10 protein-coding genes and 1 pseudogene are annotated in these 14,177 nt (G+C 63.7%); 6 read left to right on the top strand and 5 right to left on the bottom strand.

Going from position 1 to position 14,177, the window contains the following annotated elements; genetic code table 11:
• Nucleotides 1-95: 95 nt before the first annotated feature.
• The 5 genes from PotMrB4_RS03670 (at nucleotide 96) to PotMrB4_RS03650 (ending at nucleotide 6,851) form a co-directional block, all read left to right on the top strand.
• A complete protein-coding gene (locus tag PotMrB4_RS03670; RefSeq protein WP_172432540.1) occupies nucleotides 96-1,373 on the top strand; it encodes an acetyl-CoA C-acetyltransferase in 1,278 nt (425 codons plus the stop codon).
• 215 nt (nucleotides 1,374-1,588) lie between these two features.
• Nucleotides 1,589-2,086 carry a sigma-70 family RNA polymerase sigma factor gene (locus PotMrB4_RS03665; protein WP_172432539.1) on the top strand — a complete coding sequence of 166 codons (498 nt, stop codon included), beginning with the start codon at nucleotides 1,589-1,591 and terminating at the stop codon, nucleotides 2,084-2,086.
• Nucleotides 2,083-3,039: a FecR domain-containing protein gene (locus tag PotMrB4_RS03660; protein WP_172432538.1), complete on the top strand. Its 957-nt coding sequence runs from the start codon at nucleotides 2,083-2,085 to the stop codon at nucleotides 3,037-3,039. Before PotMrB4_RS03665 ends, PotMrB4_RS03660 begins: the two co-directional genes overlap by 4 nt.
• Nucleotides 3,040-3,145: 106 nt before the next feature.
• Entirely contained in the window at nucleotides 3,146-5,560 is a 2,415-nt protein-coding gene (locus tag PotMrB4_RS03655; RefSeq protein ID WP_172432537.1) for a TonB-dependent siderophore receptor, read from the top strand.
• Between the two features lie 79 nt (nucleotides 5,561-5,639).
• Nucleotides 5,640-6,851 (top strand): PepSY-associated TM helix domain-containing protein, encoded by a 1,212-nt coding sequence (locus PotMrB4_RS03650; protein WP_172432536.1) that lies wholly within the window; start codon nucleotides 5,640-5,642, stop codon nucleotides 6,849-6,851.
• Here PotMrB4_RS03650 and PotMrB4_RS03645 read toward each other — a convergent pair.
• From PotMrB4_RS03645 to PotMrB4_RS03635, 5 genes and pseudogenes are all read right to left on the bottom strand, one after another.
• Nucleotides 6,839-8,170 (bottom strand): hypothetical protein, encoded by a 1,332-nt coding sequence (locus PotMrB4_RS03645; protein WP_160158610.1) that lies wholly within the window; start codon nucleotides 8,168-8,170, stop codon nucleotides 6,839-6,841. The genes PotMrB4_RS03650 and PotMrB4_RS03645 overlap by 13 nt on opposite strands.
• Before the next feature lie 1,110 nt (nucleotides 8,171-9,280).
• Nucleotides 9,281-10,431 (bottom strand): IS3 family transposase gene (locus PotMrB4_RS03640; protein WP_172432535.1). Its coding sequence is split into 2 segments (ribosomal slippage): nucleotides 9,281-10,188 and nucleotides 10,188-10,431, totalling 1,152 coding nucleotides; the frame shifts between segments, so codons are not numbered across the junction.
• 111 nt (nucleotides 10,432-10,542) lie between these two features.
• A complete protein-coding gene (locus PotMrB4_RS28135) occupies nucleotides 10,543-10,737 on the bottom strand; it encodes an AbrB/MazE/SpoVT family DNA-binding domain-containing protein (RefSeq protein WP_232060793.1) in 195 nt (64 codons plus the stop codon).
• A gap of 103 nt (nucleotides 10,738-10,840) precedes the next feature.
• A pseudogene (locus tag PotMrB4_RS28470) lies at nucleotides 10,841-10,963 on the bottom strand (IS3 family transposase); the annotation flags it as partial.
• Nucleotides 10,964-11,333: 370 nt separating this feature from the next.
• Nucleotides 11,334-12,068, bottom strand: a complete 735-nt coding sequence (locus tag PotMrB4_RS03635) for a hypothetical protein (RefSeq protein ID WP_172432534.1) — start codon at nucleotides 12,066-12,068, stop codon at nucleotides 11,334-11,336.
• A 356-nt stretch (nucleotides 12,069-12,424) separates the two neighbouring features.
• Between PotMrB4_RS03635 and PotMrB4_RS03630 the strand changes: the two genes are divergently transcribed.
• A complete protein-coding gene (locus PotMrB4_RS03630; RefSeq protein WP_172432533.1) occupies nucleotides 12,425-13,516 on the top strand; it encodes a hypothetical protein in 1,092 nt (363 codons plus the stop codon).
• Nucleotides 13,517-14,177 lie beyond the last annotated feature (661 nt).

The raw sequence follows: 14,177 nt of genomic DNA, 5'->3' as shown, positions 1-14,177 counted from the left end.
GCCGGCAAGGCGGCCAATGCGAGGGATGGCCTGGCGGCTAGTCTTGTGCCCACCTGCTGCACCCCGCATCCATTTCCCCAGGCAAGGAGTCACCCATGACCCAGCTGCGCCGGGTCGCCATCGTCGGCGGCAACCGCATTCCGTTCGCCCGTTCCAACACGGTGTACGCCACCGCCACCAACCAGCAGATGCTGACCAGCGCGCTGGAAGGCCTGGTGGAGCGCTACAACCTGCACGGCGAGCGCATCGGCGAATTCGTCGCCGGGGCGGTGCTCAAGCACTCCCGGGACTTCAACCTGGCCCGCGAATGCGTGCTCGGCTCGCGCCTGGCGCCGGAAACCAGCGCCTACGACCTCCAGCAGGCCTGCGGCACCGGCCTGGAAGCGGCCATCCTGGTGGCCAACAAGATCGCCCTGGGGCAGATCGAGAGCGGCATCGCCGGTGGCGTGGACACCACCTCCGACGCCCCCATCGGCGTGCACGAGGAGCTGCGCAAGATCCTCCTGGAGGCCAACCGCGGCAAGACCACCGCCGACAAGATCAAGACCCTGCTCAAGGTGCGCCCGCGCCACCTGGCGCCGCACATCCCGCGCAACGGCGAACCGCGCACGGGGCTGTCCATGGGCGAGTCCTGCGAGCTGATGGCGCAGACCTGGGCCATCCCCCGCGACGAGCAGGACAAGCTCGCCGTGGCCAGCCACCAGAAGCTGGCGGCGGCCTATGCCGAGGGCTGGCACAACGACCTGATGACCCCCTTCCTCGGCCTGACCCGCGACCAGAACCTGCGGGCGGACATCAACCTGGAGAAGCTCGGCACCCTGAAGACGGTGTTCGAGCGCGGCCCGCGCGGCACCCTCACCGCCGCCAACTCCACCCCGCTGACCGACGGCGCCTCGGTGGTGCTGCTGGCCAGCGAGGAGTGGGCCAAGGCGCGCGGCCTGCCGATCCTCGCCTACTTCAAGGACGGCGAAGCCGCCGCAGTGGACTTCGTCAGCGGCAAGGAAGGCCTGCTGATGGCGCCGGTCTACGCCGTGCCGCGCCTGCTGGCACGCAACCGGCTGACCCTGCAGGACTTCGATTACTACGAGATCCACGAGGCCTTCGCCGCCCAGGTGCTGTGCACCCTCAAGGCCTGGGAAGACGCCGAGTACTGCAAGACCCGCCTCGGCCTGGAGCAGCCGCTGGGCGCCATCGACCGCAGCAAGATGAACGTCAAGGGCAGCTCCCTGGCCGCCGGCCATCCCTTCGCGGCGACCGGTGGTCGCATCGTCGCCAACCTCGCCAAGCTGCTGGATGCGGCGGGCCAGGGCCGCGGGCTGATTTCCATCTGCGCGGCGGGCGGTCAGGGTGTGACTGCAATCCTGGAGAAGTAATCCAATACCCGTGGCCGCAAGTCATCGCGGCCACGCGATGTAAGCAACTCCGTGATTTAGGGCGGCCCTGCGTGCAGGGCCGCCCTTTTTTTCGTCCGCGCGCCAGCGCCACCAGGCGCACCTCAACGCCCCCAAGGGCGGGTTATTGCCAAAACCCCCCGCCGCCGAGAAAATGCGATCAATTTTCATTTGATACTGCTTCTCGCGGTGACCCCATGGCCTCTTCCCTTTCGATCCAGGCGCTGTACAGCGAGCACCACGGCTGGCTGAAGTCCTGGCTGCGCAGCAAGCTGGGCAACGCGGCGGATGCCGCCGATCTGGCGCAGGACACCTTCCTGCGCCTGCTGGGCAGGGGCGAGGCGCTGGAGCTGCACACCCCGCGCGCCTTCCTACGCACCGTGGCCCGTGGGCTGGTGATCGACCACTGGCGCCGCGAGGAGCTGGAGCGGGCCTACCGCGAGGCCCTGGCCCAGGTGCCGGAGGCCGAGGCGCCCTCCCCCGAGACCCGCGAGCTGGTCCTGGAGCTGCTGGAGCAGATCGCGGCGCTGCTGGACCGCCTCAAGCCCAAGGTCCGCACGGCCTTCCTGCTGGCCCAGTGCGAAGGGCTGAGCCACCGCGAGGTGGCCGAGCGCATGGGCATCTCCCTGCGCTCGGTGGAGCGCTACGTGGCCGATGCGCTGTTTCATTGCTACCAGCTGCGGTTCGCCGAATGACCCCGCGCCCCGCTCAACCCGACGAGCAGGTGGTGCGCCAGGCCATCGCCTGGATGCTGCGCCTGCGCGGCCAGCCCGACACTGGCGCGCTGCAGGCCTGCGAGCACTGGCGCAACCAGCACGCCAGCCACGAACTGGCCTGGCAGCGGGTGCAGCAGCTGGACCAGGAACTGGGCGTCGGCCTGCGCGCCCTGCCGCAGTCGCGCCAGGTGCTGGAAGACGCCCGTGCCGGCCTGCGCCGGCGCCAGGCGCTGAAGCTGCTGTCCGGGGCGGCCGTGGGGGGCGCAACGCTCTGGCTGAGCCGCGACCTGACGCCCTGGGAGCGCCTGACTGCGGACCTGGCCACCGCCACGGGCGAGCGCCACGGCCAGCGCCTGGCCGATGGCAGCCGCCTGCTGCTGAACACCGACTCGGCGGTGGACCTGCGCATGGCGGCGGGCCAGCGCCAGGTGCACCTGCGCCGGGGCGAGATCCTGCTGGAGGCAGCGCCCCAGGCCGAACCATTGCACCTGCGCAGCGCGCAGGGCTGGCTGCGTACCCGGGCTGCGCGCTTCGTCGCCCGGCTGGACGCAGGGGCGCTGCGCCTCTGCTTGCTGGGCGGCGAGGTGGAGGTGCTGCACAGCGGCACCGGGGGCCGCACGGTGGGGGCTGGGCGCAACGTCGAAGTCCGTGCCGGCGAGGTCCGCGAGCTGCCGCCGCCGGCCATGGAGCCGGGGGCCTGGGCGGATGGGCTGATCGTCACCCGCGATGTGCGGCTGGGGGATTTCGTCGCGGAGGTGGCCCGCTACCGCCCTGGCCGCCTGGCCTGCAGCGAGGCCGTGGCCGACCTGCGGCTGTCCGGGGTCTACCGGCTGGACGACACCGAGCGGCTGCTGACACTGCTGCCACAGACGCTGCCCGTGCAGCTGCGCTACCGGACCCGCTGGTGGGTGACGGTGGAGGCGCGGGCCTGAGCGGATCAGCCGCCCGATGATCCCTGCGAATTTTTTTGGCGGGTTTTCCGGCGAAGCCCGGCAATGGGAATAACACCCATTCACCTTGCCAACCACGGACCCTGCCATGCGCGCTTCCTGCCCTTCCCGCCTTGCCCTTGCCGTTCGCGGCGCCCTGATCGCCGCCGCCCTCGCCACGCCCCTGCTGCCCGCCAGCGCCTCGGCGCAGACCGCCCAGGCCAGCGCCAGCCAGGGCTATGCGATTCCCGCCGGCCCGCTGGCCGAGGCGCTGAACCGCTTCGCCCGCGAGGCGGGCATCAGCCTGTCGGCGACGCCGGAGCAGACCCAGGGCCTGAACAGCGCAGGGCTGTCGGGCCACTTCGGGGTGGAGGAAGGGCTCGCCCGCCTGCTGCAAGGCACGCCGCTGCAGGCCGAGCCCCTGGGGGATGGCCGCTTCGTGCTGCGCGAGGCGCCCTCGGACGCGGCGCTGGAACTGGGCAGCACCCAGGTGTTCGCGCTGGGCAATGCCCTGGGCAGCGCCGAGGGCTACCAGGCGACCCACAGCCACGTGGCGACCAAGACCAGCAAGCCGCTGCTGGAAACCGTGCAGAGCGTGTCGGTGGTGACCCGCGAGCAGATCGACGACCAGGGCTCGAAGACTGTGCAGCAGGCGGTGCGCTACACCCCCGGGATCTTCACCGGCCAGGTGGGCGCCTCGAACCGCTACGACTACATCGTGATGCGCGGCTTCGCCGACAACAGCGTGGACAACGTCTTCCTCGACGGCCTGAAGACCATGGGCGACAGCGGCACCTTCAGCTCGCTGCAGGTGGACCCGTACTTCCTCGAACGCATCGATGTGCTCAAGGGCCCGTCGTCCGTGCTCTACGGCCGCAGCCTGCCGGGCGGTTTGGTGGCGCTGACCAGCAAGAAGCCGCTCTACACGCCCTACCACCAGGTGCAGGCCTCGGTGGGCAACATGAACCAGAAGAGCCTGGGCTTCGATTTCAGCGGCCCGCTGGACGAGGAGCAGCACATCGCCTACCGCGTGGTGGGCCTGGGCAAGGGCAGCGACACCCAGTTCGACCACGCCCGCGAGGAGCGCTACGCCATCGCGCCGTCCCTCTCCATCGACTTCAGCGAAGACACCTCGCTGACCCTGCTGGGCTACCTGCAGCACGACCCCAACGGCGGCTACCACAGCGGCGTGCCGGCCGACGGGGCGCTGCATCCCCACAACGGCCAGCGCATCGACCGTGACTTCTTCGACGGCGAGCCGGGGCTGGACGACTTCGACCGCACCCAGCGGATGGCCGGCTACCAGCTGGAACACCGTTTCAACGACGTCTGGAGCGCGCGGCAGAACCTGCGGGTGCTGGACGCCAGCGTGGACCTGTCGCAGGTCTACGGCTACCAGTGGACGGCACCGGCGGCCAACACCCTGACCCGCTACTACTCCGGCGCCAGCGAGAAGCTGCGGGCCTACATCGTCGACAACATGCTGCAGGCCGAATTCGACACCGGCAGCGCGCGCCACACCCTGCTCACCGGCCTCGACTACCAGAATCGCAAGACGCGCGTGGACTGGACCTCGGCCAGCGTCTCGCCGCTGGATGCGTTCAACCCCGCCTACGGCAACGCGACGCTGGGCACCCTGTACCCGGACAACCACACCCGCCGCCTGGAGCAGACCGGCCTGTACGTGCAGGACCTGATCGACCTGGACCGCTGGCGCTTCTCCCTGGGCATGCGCCAGGACTGGGTGTCGGTCTCCGACGAGAACCGCACCAGCGGGACCAGGAGCGAGGCCGACTGGCGCCGCTTCACCGGTCGCGCGGGGGTGCTGTACCTGTTCGACAACGGCGTGGCGCCCTTCGTCAGCTACTCCGAGTCGTTCAACCCCAACGCCTACTCCGACGCCAGCGGCAAGCCGCTGGAGCCCACCGAGGGCACCCAGTGGGAGGCCGGGGTGAAGTTCCAGCCGCCGGGCAGCAACAGCCTGTACACCGCCTCGCTGTTCCACATCGTCCAGCAGAACGTGGCGTCGAAGCTGCCGCAGTACAGCTATTACGAGTCGGTGGGCGAGGTGCGCTCCCAGGGCCTGGAGCTGGAGGCCAATGCCCAGCTGAGCGAACGCCTGCGCCTGCTGGCCAGCTACACCTACACCGACATCACCTACACCCAGGCGCTGGACGGTTCCCGGGGCAACACGCCGAACCAGGCGCCGAAGTACATGGCCTCGATCTGGGGTGAGTACCGCTTCGATGCCGGTGCGCTGGACGGCCTGCGCACCGGGCTGGGGGCACGTTACGTGGGCCGCAGCTGGGCGGACCGCGCCAACACGCTGCACGTGCCGTCCTACACGCTGGTGGATGCGCTGATCGGTTTCGACCTGGGCAAGGTGGGCCTGCCCGGGATGGACCTGGCGCTGAACGCCAACAACCTGCTGGACGAGGACTACGTGGCCTCGTGCTACAGCCTGGACTTCTGCTACTTCGGCGAGCAGCGCAACGTCACCGCCACCCTCAGCTACCAGTTCTGACCGGCGCCTGGACGAGGTCGCCCCGGCGCCGGGACGGCCTCGTTCATGTGCGTGACAGACTTGCCACAGGAACGCGCCCATGCGCCCCCTTATCGTCCTGCTGCACCGCTACCTCGGCCTGGCCACGGCGCTGTTCCTCGCCCTCGCCGGGCTCACCGGCAGCCTGCTGGCCTTCCAGCACGAGATCGATGAATGGCTGAACCCGGCCTTCTACGACGCGCCCGCACAGGGGCCGCTGCTGTCACCGGGCGAGCTGGTGCAGCGCATCGAGCAGGCCGAGCCGCGCCTGCAGGTCTGGTACATGGAGGTGCCGGACGAAGCCGGCCATTCGGCGCTGATGGCGGCGGTGCCCCGTACCGACCCGGCCACCGGTGCGCCCTACGACCTGCACCACCGGGTGATCTACCTGGACCCGGTGAGCGGCGCCGAGCTGGGCATGCGCCAGTGGGGGGCGTGCTGCCTGCAGGCGCAGAACCTCATCCCCTTCCTGCTGGAGTTCCACTACACCCTGGCGCTGCCGGGCAACTGGGGGCTGATCCTGATGGGGCTGGTGGCGATCCTCTGGGTCATCGACTGCTTCGCCGGCGCCTGGCTGACCCTGCCCCGTGGCCGGCCCTTCCTGAAGAAATGGTGGACGGCCTGGACGCTGAAGCGCGGCGCCGGACGCTACCGGCGCACCCTAGACCAGCACCGCGCCGGCGGGCTCTGGCTGTGGCTGCTGCTCCTGCCGGTGGCGGTGAGCAGCGTGGCGATGAACCTGCCGGAGCCGGTGTTCAAGCCGGTGGTGTCGCTGTTCTCCGAGGCGCCGCCGAGCACCTACCAGCAGCGCAGCCAGATGCCCCGCGAGGCACTGGGGGAAACGCGCCTGGACTACCAGCAGGTGTACCGGCTGGCGCAGGCGGAAGGCGCGCGGCAGGGCATCGAGGGGGGCATCGGCGAGCTGTACTACAGCGTCGAGTACAACTTCTTCGGGGCGGGGTTCGGCGGTCACGACGCCAACCCGCTGGAGAAGTCATGGCTGTTCTTCGATGGGGCCGACGGCCGCCTGATCGGCGCGGAGGTCGCCGGGCGCGGCACGCCGGGTGAGCGCTTCTACCGGCTGCAGGCGCCGATCCACGGCGGGCGCATCGCGGGGTTGCCGGGGCGCATCGTGATCGCGCTGCTGGGGCTGGCCATCGCCGGGCTGAGCGTCACCGGCGTGGTCATCTGGTGGCGCAAGCGGCAGGCCCGGCGCGCCAGTGCGGCCCGCGCCCGCGAGGGGCGGCGAGCCGCTTTCGGTCAGAACTTGTAGCTCAGGCCGAGGGAGGTGCTTTCGTTGTTCTTGTCACGACCGGGCAGGTTGGAGTCCTTGTCCTTGTGCTCGTAGCTGACGGTCATCACCAGGTCCTTGGTGAGCTTGTGACCGAGGGTGACGACGTGCTTGGTCTCGTCCTCTTCCTTGCCGGAGGGGTCGTGCTTGAAGTCGGTGTGACGGCGGCTGTAGGCGACGCTGGCGAAGCTGTCCCAGGGCAGCTTGCGGGCGTAGCTGATCTTCCAGCCTTCCTGCTCCTTGTCCTTGTTGCGCTTGTCGTTGTCTTCCACCTTGGGCGAGTAGCTGAGGTCGAAGCTGTCCTTGCCGGTGGGCTTGAAGCGGGTGCCGACCTTGAAGGTGTCGACTTCGATGTCCAGCGGGCTGTCGTTCTCCAGGCCACGGTTCTCGTAGTTGTAGCGGGTGTACAGCTCCAGCACGCGGTTCAGCTTGTGGCTGGCGCCCAGGGACCAGATGGTGCTGGAGAGGTCGTACTGGTGGTCCTTGTAGAGCTGCAGGTAGGTGACGGCGGCGTTGATCTTCAGGCGCCAGGCCGGGATGACGAAGGTGGGGCCGGTGGAGACCGCCCAGGTCTGCCGGTTGAGCTCGTCGCGGTCGTCCTGGCGGGCCTGGGCGATGTTGGCGCCGAGGTTCCAGCGGCTGCCACGGTCGTCGAAGCCGTAGCCGTAGCGCAGGCTGCCGGCGGCCTGCCAGCGGTTGTCGTGGACGGTGGACTTGGGCTTGGCGACCGGGGTGGGCGCGGTGTCGTCGTCTTCGTCTTCGCCGTCGTCGGCCAGGTCGTCCTCGTCCAGGTCGATGTCGTCGAGCAGGTCGTCGAGGCTGTCGTCGTCCTCGAAGGCCATGTCGTCCATGTCCTCGTCGTCCTCGTCATCGAACGAGGGGTCCTGGGTCATGCCGGCACTGGCGTTGGCGGTGTCGGTGTCATGCACCCGGGCCACGGCGACGCGGCCGCCGAAGGTGTGGGTCTTGAGCTTCTTGGCGATGCGCTTGGCCAGCTTCGCGCCTTCCTTGGCCTCCGCGGAGTCGGGGGCGTCCTGCTTGAGCCGCGCCAGCTCGGCCTTGGCGGCCGGGTAGTCGAGGGCGTCGGCATAGACCTTGGCCAGGGCCAGGCGCGCGCGGGGGTGGCTGGCGCTCAGGCTCGGGTCGGCGAGGATGGCGCGGTACTGCTCGGCGGCACTGCCGAGCAGGCCCCAGCGGGCACTGCTTTCCGCGTCACGGGCGAGGGTCTGGTAGGGGCTGGCGATGCTGCACAGGGGCAGGCCGGCCAGAAGCAGAACGGCGGTCAGTCCGTTGAGTTTCATGGTGGGTTCCGGGAGGGCGGTCGATGGAATGGTGGGCAAGCCTATAGAGGCGGTTTGCCAGCGTCCAGAGCCCGGCCTGAATGTGATTTTGCATTCACAAAGTCCCGTCCCACGGGGGCTGCAGGCCTCTCCAAGAGGCGACGAACGGCTGTGGATAACCGCCTCGGCAGGCGCCGCTTTTCATCCTCCTGAAACGAAAAAGGCGCAGCCTGGGGCTGCGCCTTTGTCTGTGCCGGACGGCTCGACTCAGAACGGTAATAAATACCTTGGTGATATCTGACGGAGAGACGTCTATCGCACACCCCCTACCTAGAGCGCTATAGAAGCTAAGCGCTAAGGATCTGTATCTTTTTTTGTAAAAATAACCGGCCTATTCCCTTAGATTCTTTACAGCTGCACCCTGCCCACCAGCAGACTTCACACCAATTCACATATCTAGGCCAACGACACTAGCCTCGGCGCCGACATCTATTTGCGCAGGCCAGCGCTCCACGTCACGAGTGGCAGGTCATACCACCTTGAAACAAGAAAGCAACCCTGTCGGCCTATCTCCACGCAACGCGCCGAGTAAATCGCAACGCACCGCTTAGTGCAGCAATCCCCCGACTCTGCTAACACACCCTCACCACTGAACATCCAATATCAGTGGCTGAACGCTATCACCCACTCCGCAGCATCCACTCGAGGGCATCTTTGCCTAGGAAGGAGCCTCTCGTACTCGCTCCGTCTTCTGAGACCTAAGGACTGCAACCAACGCAACCAACGCAACCAAGTATCTGTTCACCAACTGGCCAAGCGGTGCTACATATGGGCCTAAGCCGCACTCAGGGTCCGTTTGCTCATGAACACGCATGCCCAGCGGACTGACGAGAAGTGAGCGGGGCATGAAGCTTGCCGCGACCAGTGAGGGAGGAAGTAAAGTATGGAAAGTCGATTTAACCGATCTTGATCCCGCAGTCGAGCCTATAGCCGAAAAACTCCATCGGGCTGGGAGAGTGGTGGTGGGAGCGATCCCGGTGGCAGGTGCTCTGGCATTGGAGATGCTGAATTCAGTTCTCGAGCCGCCATTGAGCAGGAGGCGCAACGAGATACTGAATCGCCCCGGATTTTTTAGACACTTTCCAGGCTCAGTAAATGTCGCTTCTCAAACTCTACCGGTGACAGCTGGTTGTTGAAACCGTGTCGGCGTTTTGGGTTGTAAAACATCTCGATATAGTCGAACACATCAGCGCGTGCGTCTTGCCTGGTGCTATAGATTTTTCGCCTGATCCGTTCCCGCTTCAGCAGCTGGAAAAGGCTTTCCGCTACTGCGTTGTCATGGCAATTGCCGCGCCGACTCATACTGCCAAGTAAGTTGTTGGCTTTCAGGAAGCTCTGCCAGTCGCCGCTGCTGAACTGGCTCCCCTGATCTGAGTGAATCAGATCCTCCTGCTTTGGCTTACGCCGCCAAACTGCCATCAGCAACGCATCAATAGCCAGATCGCTGGTCATCTGCGGTTTCATTGACCAACCGATTACCTGTCGCGAGAACAGATCAAGCACCACCGCCAAATACAACCAGACCTCATAGGTGCGGATGTAGGTGATATCCGTTACCCAGACCTTGTTAGGTTCGGTGACATTGAATCGGCGCTCCAGATGATTCGGTGAGGCCGCTGGAGGTTTACCACCATAGTGGCCCGGTCGACGACGATACCCTATCTGTGAGCGCAGCCCTTCCAAGCGCATCAGTCGAGCAACACGATGTTTGCCGCATGCTTCTCCAAGCTCACGCAGGTCGTCGTGGATTTTGCGGTAGCCGTACACACCGCCGCTCTCTAGCCACGCGTGCTTGATCAGTCCAAGCAGGCGTTGATCATCCTTGACTCGTGCCGACTTCGGTTCAGCCAGCCACGCGTAGTAACCGCTGGCATGTACTTTTAGCGTCAGGCACAGGCGGCGAACCGAATAGTCAGCGGATAGCTGGTTGATGAAGGCGTACTTCAGTCGCACTCCTTGGCAAAGTACGCGGTGGCCTTTTTTAGGATGTCTCGCTCTTCGGTCACGCGCTTGAGTTCGGCACGAAGACGACGCAGCTCAGCTTGCTGATCGTCTTCTTGCGCGCGCTGCTCTTGGGGCTTGCTGTAGCGCTTAACACAGGCATACAGGCTGTGGGTCGACATGCCCAAACGAGCAGCGACCTCAGCCACTGGCAGACCTCGTTCGGTCACCTGTTTGACTGCTTCGATTTTGAATTCTTCGGGATAACGCGGGTTGCTCATGGCACCCCCTGATGGGCCGTATTATGAGGCCTAGAGGTGTCTACGAAACTAGGGGCAATTCACTGTTCGTGAAGCGAAGTAATCAACTACGATCAGACATTGTTTGGATTGCTATGACGAGGCACCATCAGCTCGCTGCTTGAGTTTTAGGCAAATATTTCCCTCTCCCGCCTCAACTGACAGCTCATCACCCAGACTCCATCCGAGCTGTTCGAGTAGCTCGGATGGAAGCTCAATTACGACGTCTCCGCTGCCATCCCCAGGGTCTTGGCATACAACTCGCCAGCTTTCAGATGTGATAGTCATAAACTCGCCCTCGCGCAGTAAGTGCAGTATGGCAGCTTCATCTCAGGTAGATCCGCTTAGTACGATGGCTTTCACTTGAGCTTTGACGATACGAGTGTAGTGATCAACCCATCCCAGACAGTGAGTTAAGTTTTTCTTCGGCCACCGCGGACGGTAGCCCCCCGTTGAATTGATGTGGTCTGATCCAGTTGTAGCGGTGCATCAGGTAATGACTGAATCGGCCCTGAACCTATAGACACACAATGGCTGTTTTTGGCCGTTCTCTGCCGGTCACCTCTTCGCGTTACTGGTCAAGTTGGATGCAAACGGTGGTCAGCAGCAATGCTATTGGGTGGTCAAGTGCGATGCAGTTACGCACCTAACTGATCACATCAGAGATCCGGAGGATTCGCCTGCTCATTTCCCTTGTCTCGCGCTGGTTGCTGCGACCACCTGTAGAAGCAGTCAGACTCGTGAAAGCCGGCACGACGATTAGAACGTAGTTATGGGAAATATCCTTGCGGCCAACCAATTCGGGGCATTAGCGCAAAGCAAGAGGGCGACCCACAAGGGTCGCCCTCTTCGGCGCTACCTATCCACGATTGATCCAAAACCAGTTACGAGAAGAACATGCCCTGATCAAGGAAGCCTAATGTCGGTGTGATTGCCTGAGAAAGCCGAGGGTGTAGTGCTCGGCGCACCGAAAGGTCAATCCCGCCTCGATAGTCGTTCATGATCCATTTTCCGTCAGCACGCTCCAACCAACCGACAGCAGTGGCCTCTCCCGCCTCAAAGCCGCCGTGATAACGGATCATGTCACCCTTCGGCCAGCAAGCCACGTGAATAACAAGCTCTCCCATACCGACGTCATTCACCCAGGCGACAGCGGGGATGCCGACCGGCATCCATACGTGGAAGAAGTGTCCATGTCGCTCCTCTGACCCAGGCCAGAAATTTTCGTCCGCCCCTAGACCGAAGATTTTTTGCAGCAGCCCTGAAGCGACCGCCGCAGTCATCAGATTTCGCGCACATCGACTACGTGGAGAGTTGTATAACCCGCCCACCCACTCAGTTTCGGCAAATCGTGAAAAACCAGGCCAATCCCAATGATCATCGTGGCCGAGGGATAGAAGGCGCTTGAGGAATTTTGAATCGTCAAACTCGAGACTACGCTTCGCTGCAGGATCCGCTCCTGGTTCCCAGAGCGAGGCCCTTAAAGCTGCATTGGTGTTGAACCCAGAGGCGGCCGCGAGTGCCTCTGTAAGATGAGAGGAGGGAATATTGGGAAAAGCAGCTGCGAGCCGAGACTTGACAACGCGCACTGCCTGCGCGCACGGAGCGATGAAGAGCATGACCTTCTCCACGAATTATGGGTCGCGTCCGCCGATTACGCTTCGACCCTGGTGGGGAAGACGTCAATGGGTGTGGAGAGGTCCCGTTTTACCCGGCGGCAGGTAAGGTTGGGATGACCTTGTGCACAGGATACTTCCAGGACGAAACGTAAGCAATACGAGACCACTCTGAGCTCAATTTTGTGGTTTTCGCCTACTCGGTAAAGAGGCTGCGCCTCCGACGGCGCAGCCAATTCTCTGCTCGTACAAGCTGCCCCCTAGGCAAATCAAAGGCTCTTTGATGCTTGTCTTGCATATTGGCAAATAGCGTCTATCCATATAGTGGCCTATCGCTACTTACTCATCTGAGGGACCGGATGTTGCGCATCGCCTTTCTGCTGTGTCTTTGCTTGCTAACGACGGGATGTTCAAATTTCTCGAAGGAGCCTAAGTGGCCCTGGGCTGACGGAGTTCCTTGTTCTAGGCCGTCGACCGGCTCATCTGCGGGAGCAGCAACGGACCCGCGGACCTGTGATATCAGCGATGTCGTAGAGACGTATAACAAGGCGCAGAGATACTGCATTGACTATGCGAATGCCTATGAGGATGGAGGCGACGCCATCAACTCATCGCGCTTTTGGATAGCAACGGTAGGTACTCTTTCCGGTGCTGTTTTCGCACCAATCGCTGGTGGTAGCGCAAAAGATGCATGGTCAGGCCTGTCAGGTTCAACCAACGCACTACAGTCAGCCCTGAATGAGAGTTTTTCAAACGCGATCAACGTCCGCCGTCGCTCCGAGATCGCCAGCGCAGGTACTACGGCCAGGCAGCAAGTCGCAAACTCTGACGACAATCTCATCAAAGTGCTAGCCGCAATGGATATCGCCTATGACTGCAAAATGGCCGTCGGAAGAGCGGATGCTGAAGTAGTACGTGCACTGAACGAACTTCAAAAAAGCGGAACAGCTGCTGGAGAAAAACCAGTAGCGGCAGTGAAACCGGTGGAAACCAAAGCAGATGCACAAGCAAAGGCATCGGACGCAGCCGGTGAAGCGGCTGTGAGCGCGGCAGCCATACCAGTCGCATCCGGCGCCACCACTGCCGAACAGAAAACCATCGAAGTAGCACGCAAAACTATCGCCAACGCTGCAGCTGATGCTGCGGCGACAGCAGCAGCTACAGCAGCAACCCAAACAGTGCGACAAGCGTCAGCTGTTTCAGGGACCGCGCCGACGTTACTGCAGACGCAAGCTGCAGCACAGGTCGCAGCTCAAATTGCTGCCGAGAATGCGGCACAGGCAACTATCGAACGAAAAACCGCCGAGCTTCTCCAGGGAGAAAAGAGGCCGCGGGTCCGACAAGCCTTGAGCGAATCCGCTGGTCCCACTGCTTCAGCAGCCGCAGAGGCAGCGGCAAGTGCTGCCGCCACGGCTGCCGCCGCTCCCGTCCAGCCAATCGATGTTCGTTAACCGGCGCTCCCGGCCGAGTCTCAGCCGTGTTAAACGAATACTTCGAACTAGACGCTTGTCCGAGCGCCAGGATGTTCACCTTGAAGAGTATGGTGAGCTGCGATTACTTAGTTTGCCGTTTTTTGGGGCGTTTGGTTCGGCTCGGCGGCTAAGAGGAGGGAAGGCGGGCCCCTTCGAGCTGCGGGTCGCCCTGGGGGCGTTGCAACTCAAACTTCCAGCAGCGACCTGACTGCGCGCTCCACTTGTCCCGAATGGCGCGGAATATTGCGTGCGGTACTTGCTGTCCGGCTCCAATCACCGCATGACATTTATGGCTGCGGCCGCCAAACATGCCATGTCCGTTAATGGCCGCTTGCTGGCCCTGGCGAGAGGCAGATACCCACCACAAGCTGCCGGTCGCGACAGGCAGCAACCGGCCAAAAGTGGTCATTTCCGACTTGGATGACATGGGATACCACGCTGTGCACCAGACCAGACGCGCTGTCGGCACCGCTGTGCCAGAGTGGTACTGGTTGCCCCGTTTCGTCTGGCCCACCGGGGGGGGGGGCTGCAGGCTGGGGCCTACCGATTTTTGGCGGCCCCGCTCCTATCCAAGAGTGCAAGCCCCCCTGTCTCGAACAGGTCTCGCTCGAACCGAGTCAGCCTGCGCCATTCAGCACTA

Origin of the sequence: Metapseudomonas otitidis, from assembly GCF_011397855.1 — a bacterium.
In the GTDB taxonomy this organism is placed as follows: domain Bacteria; phylum Pseudomonadota; class Gammaproteobacteria; order Pseudomonadales; family Pseudomonadaceae; genus Metapseudomonas; species Metapseudomonas otitidis.
Note: the sequence above shows the minus strand (reverse complement) of the source record. Positions and strands in the feature narration are given on the sequence as shown.